At 75.2% G+C, this 6,263-nt stretch carries 7 protein-coding genes; 4 read left to right on the top strand and 3 right to left on the bottom strand.

Annotation, left to right across the window (positions count from 1 at the left end; translation table 11 throughout):
• Nucleotides 1-203: hypothetical protein (locus GT045_RS39690; protein WP_237538568.1), on the bottom strand; the 203-nt coding region annotated here is incomplete at its 3' end.
• A gap of 260 nt (nt 204-463) precedes the next feature.
• Between GT045_RS39690 and GT045_RS13860 the strand changes: the two genes are divergently transcribed.
• Entirely contained in the window at nt 464-1,672 is a 1,209-nt protein-coding gene (locus GT045_RS13860) for a phospholipase D-like domain-containing protein (RefSeq protein WP_161288462.1), read from the top strand.
• Nucleotides 1,673-1,799: 127 nt separating this feature from the next.
• Nucleotides 1,800-2,249 (top strand): ATP-binding protein, encoded by a 450-nt coding sequence (locus GT045_RS13855; protein WP_161288460.1) that lies wholly within the window; start codon nt 1,800-1,802, stop codon nt 2,247-2,249.
• 43 nt (nt 2,250-2,292) lie between these two features.
• On the opposite strand, the gene GT045_RS13850 is transcribed toward GT045_RS13855, so the two are convergent.
• On the bottom strand, nt 2,293-3,147 hold the full coding sequence (locus GT045_RS13850; RefSeq protein ID WP_161334346.1) for an oxygenase MpaB family protein: 855 nt from the start codon (nt 3,145-3,147) through the stop codon (nt 2,293-2,295).
• 236 nt (nt 3,148-3,383) lie between these two features.
• Between GT045_RS13850 and GT045_RS13845 the strand changes: the two genes are divergently transcribed.
• Nucleotides 3,384-4,205: a family 16 glycosylhydrolase gene (locus tag GT045_RS13845; RefSeq protein ID WP_161334345.1), complete on the top strand. Its 822-nt coding sequence runs from the start codon at nt 3,384-3,386 to the stop codon at nt 4,203-4,205.
• A gap of 118 nt (nt 4,206-4,323) precedes the next feature.
• Nucleotides 4,324-5,574, top strand: a complete 1,251-nt coding sequence (locus tag GT045_RS13840; RefSeq protein ID WP_161334344.1) for an FAD-dependent oxidoreductase — start codon at nt 4,324-4,326, stop codon at nt 5,572-5,574.
• A 106-nt stretch (nt 5,575-5,680) separates the two neighbouring features.
• Here GT045_RS13840 and GT045_RS13835 read toward each other — a convergent pair whose 3' ends face one another.
• Nucleotides 5,681-6,157 carry an MSMEG_6728 family protein gene (locus GT045_RS13835; protein WP_161334343.1) on the bottom strand — a complete coding sequence of 159 codons (477 nt, stop codon included), beginning with the start codon at nt 6,155-6,157 and terminating at the stop codon, nt 5,681-5,683.
• Nucleotides 6,158-6,263 lie beyond the last annotated feature (106 nt).

Genomic DNA, 6,263 nt, shown 5'->3' with positions numbered 1-6,263 from the left:
GCCGGCGCCGCGGCGAGCCGCGCGCGGGCGGCCCGGGAACGCCCGGGACCCGGCACGGACCCCGGCGGCGGTGTCGCCTTCCGGAGTCCCGCACGGGCGTGGGCGGCGCGGCGGGCGGTCCGCCCGACGCCGACGGCGGACACCACAGTGGCGTGCCGGTCCGCCGCGGTCCGACCGCCGGCGCACGCGGACGTGCCGTCCATCGAGCCTCCCCGCCCTCCCGGCACGAACGGACCCCGGATCCGGCGCACCACACGGAACGGCCAGGGTAACGCAGGGTACGGGGGCCTGGCTCCGGCGGCCGTCACCGGCGCGCGCCTCACGACCGGTCCGGAAACGCGGCCGGCACCGGCGCGCGCCTCACCGCCGGTCCGGGGAATGCGGCGGTGGCCGCCGGGCATGTGCTTCTCCGGGCTCACCCAGCGGCCCGCGACCCGATGTCTACCCCAGAAGGAGAACCGGCGTGGTCCTCGACGGCATACCCGCCCCCGCCGCCCGTGACACCGCGCCGGACACGTCGGCGCGCAAGCAGCGCCTGCGCCGCCGTCTGGAGCGGCTGATCGGCGTGGCCGCCACCGAGGGGAACGATCTGGTGCCGCTGCGCAACGGCGACGAGATCTTCCCCGCGATGCTGGAGACGATCCGCTCGGCCCGGCACACCATCGACATGATGACGTTCGTGTACTGGCGGGGACAGATCGCCCGCGACTTCGCCGTCGCGCTCGCCGACCGCGCCCGCGCCGGAGTGCGGGTGCGGCTGCTGCTCGACGGCTTCGGCGCCAAGGAGATCGAACGGGACCTGCTGGACCTGATGGACACCTCCGGTGTGCAGGTGGCCTGGTTCCGCAGACCCGTCTGGCTGTCGCCGTTCAAGCAGAACCACCGCTGCCACCGCAAGGCCCTCATCGTCGACGAGCACACCGCGTTCACCGGGGGCGTCGGGATCGCGGAGGAGTGGTGCGGCGACGCCCGCGATCCCGGTGAGTGGCGGGACACCCACGTCCAGGTCCGGGGGCCGGCCGTGGACGGCATCGCGGCCGCCTTCGCGCAGAACTGGGCCGAGTGCCACGAGGAGCTGTTCGACGACCGCGACCGGTTCACCGAGCACGCCCAGGCCGGCTCGGCGGTCGTGCAGGTCGTGCGCGGCTCCGCCAGCATCGGCTGGCAGGACATGCAGACCCTCATCCGCGTCATGCTCACCTCCGCGGAGGAACGGTTCCGCCTCGCCACCGCCTACTTCGCTCCCGACACCTACTTCATCGACCTGCTGTGCCAGACCGCCCGGCGCGGCGTGCGGGTCGAGATCCTGCTGCCCGGCCCGCACACCGACCAGCGCGCCTGCCAGCTCGCCGGCCAGCACCACTACGCCCGCCTGCTGGAGGCGGGCGTGCACATCCGCCAGTTCCAGCCGACCATGATGCACGCCAAGATCATCACGGTGGACTCGGTCGCCTCCCTCATCGGGTCCACCAACTTCAACCGCCGCTCCATGGACCACGACGAGGAGGTCATGCTCGCCGTCCTGGACGAGGCGTTCACCGCGGCCCTCGACCGTGACTACGACGCGGACCTGGAGCGCAGCGTGGACATCGACCCGGCGCGGTGGCGGCGGCGGGCGCTCGCGCAGCGCGCCCGGGAGGCCCTCGTCGTCCCGGTCCGGCGCTTCCTGTGACCCGCCGGCGGCGGTGCGCTCGCCGTCCCGGCACCGGACATTCCTTAAGAAGGGACACACCGGGTAAGCGGCAAGGGTCCGACAGCAGCAACCTGTACTCGACCACGCACCGACGCACAGGAAGATCATGGCCATCCCGCTCAGGAATCAGGCGACGGATGAGCAGGACCAGACCGCGGCCTGGCGCTACGGGGCCGTCTGGGACGCTCAGGGAACGTCCGTCACGGACGCCCGGCACGCCGTACGCACCCTGCTCGCTCAGGCAGGACACCCTCCTGACCACCGGCCCAGCCAGGACGCCCAGCTCGTCGTCAGCGAACTCGTCACGAACGCGCTGCGGCACGCGCCCGGCCCCGGCGGTCTCCTCCTCGAACTGACCTCGGACCCCGCCCTGCTGCGGATCACCGTCCGCGACAGCTCGCCGCGCCCGCCGCGGCCGAGGGCCCACAATCCGCACCGCATCGGAGGCCACGGCCTGCACCTGATCACCCGCCTCTGCGACCGGTTCCAGACCGTCCTGCTCGGCCAGGGCAAACACGTCGTGGCGGAACTCGGCCTGCACAGAGCCACGCACTAGCCGGCGGGCCACAGAGCCCGGGCGGCCCCACGGCCCGCGGCCCTCACTCCGGGCGCGGCGGTGGCGCCATCGCCCAGCGGATGGTCCTGGTCAGGGCCTGCCCCGCGGGGAGTACGGCGATGTCCTCGACGACGGGGAGCCGGGGCAGCCCCAGCATGGTCCGGGCCCACGGCGGCAGCAGCGCCACGGCACTCGCGGCCAGTCCGGCGTAGAACGGCCGGGCCGCGAGCGGCAGCGGAGGGCGCAGCAGCAGGAAACGGGCGGCGGCGCGGCTGTCGGCGGTGACCCGCAGCTCGGGCCGGTAGGCCGCGAGGCGCTCGGTCAGAGCGCGGCGGTCCCCGGGCGGGTCGACGACCCCCAGGGCCTCGGCGACCCGGGCCGTGTCGGCGACGTAGGCGTCGTAGTCGGCGGCTGCCGCCGGGCGGGCGCCGTACCGTTCGTGAGCGCGCAGGAAGCACTCCGTCTCGGCCGCGTGCACCCAGCCGAGCAGATGCGGATCGGCCGCGTGATAGGTGCGCCCCTCGCCGGTCGTGCCGCGGATCCGCTCGTGGACGCCGCGCACGTGGTCGACCGCGCGCTGGGCGTCCTCGGCGGTGCCGTAGGTCGTCACGGCCAGGAACGCGCTGGTGCGCTGGAGCCGGCCCCAGGGGTCGCCGCGATAGCCGGAGTGGGCGGCGACGGCGGCCATGGCCAGCGGGTGGAGCGACTGCAGCAGCAGGGCGCTGATCCCGCCGATGAACATCGAGGCGTCCCCGTGCACGGTCCGGATGGGGCGGTCGGGGCCGAACCAGCGCGGGCCGGGTGTCTGGTGGATGCGGGCGCGGCTGACCGGTCCGTCGGGTCCCGCCACCCGGCGGAACAGCGCGCTGCCCAGTTGTCCACGGACGTCCATGCGCATCGCCGCCTCCCGCTCCCCCGTTCAGTGTCCGCCATGGCACCGTGTCCGTGCCGGTTCCCGCCGCCGGGCACGCACCGATCCGCGGGCACCGGCTCCTGGCCCGAGCCCGCGGACCGCGGCGGCGCATCGGCGGCCCGGCGCCGCGCGGAGGGGCGGCGTTCACCCGGACGGATCAATTTGGCCGCCCCGGAGGCGGCCGGGCGCATGACCGGGCCACCGCCGGTCATGCATCGGGCATGAACGAACCGAGCGCGCGCGGCCCGCTGCCGGCGCCGCGCGACCCGCCCTCGTCCGATCTCGTCTTCACCGCCGACTTCGGCTCCACGGCCCAGTGGGTCGCGGGCCGGTCCTGGGCCTATCCGGGCGGCGGCCCGGTCAATCCCGGCGACGACAAACTCGACTATCTGGTGAGCGACGCCGACCACAGCCGCTCGGGAACGTTCCGCGCCACCCGCCGGCCGGACGGACGGTGGAACACCGGGCTGCTGACCACCGAGGACAGCGAGGAGGGCTTCGCCGTACGGACGGGGGACGTGCTGGAGGCCCGTGTGCGGCTGCCCCGGGAGACCGGCGCGTGGCCGGCCATCTGGACCTGGCGCGACGGTGACCAGGAGATCGACGTCTTCGAGTACCACCCCGACAACGAGGACCTGCTGGAGTTCACCAACCACGTGCGCGGCACGAACCGCTACCACCGCGACGACGCCGTCCGGCCGGGCGCCTGGGTCGACCTGCGCACCGAGTTCGGGCGCCGCTCGGTGGTCTGGTGGCTCAACGGCACGCCGGTCTTCGCCGACGGGCGGGGGGTGGGGCGCTCCTGGCACGCCTACCTCATCGTCAACCTGTCCGTCTGCGCCGGGCGCTGGCACCCCGGCCCCCTCCCCGGGACGACCGAGATGTCCTTCGAGGTGAGCAGCCTGACCGTACGGCGCCCGTCCGGGGGCGGTGTCCCGCACGGCGCGGCCGTCGCCCACGAACCCGGTCCGGCGCCTGCGGAAGGGGACCGGGAGCCACGGCCGGCGGGCGGTGAGGACCCGCCGCCGACTCCCCGGCAGTGACCCGAACTGCTGCATTCCGGCCGTCATCCGGTCCCTTGCCGCATCCGGTGGCGGGCGTGGGCGGGAAGCGTTGACCGAGCGTCCCGTCGCGGGGCGTGCGGCCGCGAGGAGGAACGACGTGGGCAGCAGGCGGAGCGTGAACGGTTGGGACGCCGTCGTCGTGGGCGCCGGACTGGCGGGACTGGCGTGCGCCCGGGATCTGGGGGCGGCAGGGCTGCGGGTGCGCGTGCTGGAGGCCCAGGACGGGGTCGGGGGGCGGATGCGGAGCGACCTGGTGGACGGCTGTGTGGTGGACCGGGGGTTCCAGGTCTTCAACACCGCCTACCCCCAGGTGCGCCGGCGCCTGCCGCTCCGGGAGCTGCGGCTGCGCCCGTTCACGCCGGGCTTCCTGGTGCACACCGGCCGGCGGCGGCTGCGGTTCGCGGATCCGACACGGGCTCCCCGGCAGGCGCTGCGCGGGGTGGGCGGCGGGGTGGCCGGGCCGCGTGACCTGGCGGCGCTGGCCACCCTCACCGGCCGGGACATGCTCGCCCCGGCCGCGCTGGTCCGGCGGGCGCGGGACACCTCCACCCGGCGTGCCCTGGCCGCGGCCGGTTTCAGCGAGGGCTTCGTCGAACGCTTCTTCCGCCCGTTCCTGTCCGGGGTGTTCCTGGAGGAGGATCTGGCGACCTCCAGCCGGTTCTTCCACCTGGTCTGGCGGAGCATGGCGCGCGGCACGATCTGCCTGCCGGCCGCCGGCGTGGCGGCGGTGCCGGAGCTGCTGGCCTCCGCGCTGCCGCCCGGCACGCTGGCTCTGGAGTCACCCGTGACGGCCCTGACGGACGACGGGGTCGTCGTCGACGGGGGACGTGAGGTGGCGGCTCGTGCCGTGGTCGTGGCGTCGAGCCCCACGGTGGCGGCGGCGCTGCTGCCCGGCCTGCCCCTGCCGCCGTACCGCACGGTCACCACGTACTACCACCTCACGCCCCGCTCCCCGCTGCGTGAGCCGACCCTGGTGACGGACGTGCGGCGCCGATTCACGAACAGCTGTGTGCTGACCGAGGTGCAGCCCGGGCACGCGCCCCGGGGGTACGCGCTGGTGGCGACCTCCGTGCTGGGCGCGGACACCGCGGGACGGGAGCGCACGCTGCGGGACGCGCTCGCCGAGTGCTACGGCACCGACACCGGGGGCTGGGAGCTGCTGACCGCGCGTACGGTCGCCGAGGCGCTGCCCGCCATGGAACCGGGACTGCCGCTCAGCCGCCGCAGCCGCCGGGCGGCCGGACGCTACGTGTGCGGCGACCATCGGGCGACGGGGTCGGTCCAGGGCGCGCTGGCGTCGGGGGCGCGGGCGGCCCGCGAGGTGGTGGCGGACCTGGCGGGAGCGTGACCGGCGGCCGGCCGGACACGGTGGCGGTGCGCTCTCACGTCTCAGCGCCCGCCCGGTCGGAGGCCGACCACACACAGGGCAGGTCGGCCGGGACGGCGGTGCGCTCTCACGTCTCGGCCCCCGCCCGGTCGGAGGCCGGCCACACGTAGGGCAGGTCGGCCGGGACGCCCGGGAACACCTCCGCGTAGGTCTCCGGGTCCTTGCGGACGAGTGCCGAGCGGTGACTGCGGTGGAACGCCTCGTCACCGAGCCACGGGGGCAGCTCCCCGGCGGCGGCGAGCGCGGGCTGGTCGCGTACGGCGGCGTCCGTGCGGCCGGCCGCGTATCCGGCGACCAGCGACGCGGCACAGCTGTCCTGGTGCCCCCGCTCCCGCCACACCCGGCAGATCTCCAGCCCGTACCGGACGAGGGCCTCCTCGTACCCGCTCCACATGCGCACGGCCGGGTGCCTGCGCCAGCCGTACCCGGGGACGGTCAGGCCGCGCAGCACCTGAAGGGCCTCCACCCGCTGTTTGCCGAGGCGCCGCCGGTCCAGCAGCTGGGCGGAGCGCCGGAAGTCGGAGTCGGGCAGGAACGTCTGCATGGCGCCGTCCTGGGGTGGGTGGGGGATGCGGGAGGCGGCTTCGGAGCCGGTGCCGGCCGAACCTGTCGTCGCTCCGTCGCCGGGTCAGCCGGTGTGTGGCGCCGCC

The sequence above is a fragment of the Streptomyces sp. SID486 genome (genome assembly GCF_009865385.1).
Lineage (GTDB): Bacteria > Actinomycetota > Actinomycetes > Streptomycetales > Streptomycetaceae > Streptomyces.
The sequence above is the reverse complement of the archived record's forward strand: the minus strand, read 5'-3'. Positions and strand labels throughout refer to the sequence as shown.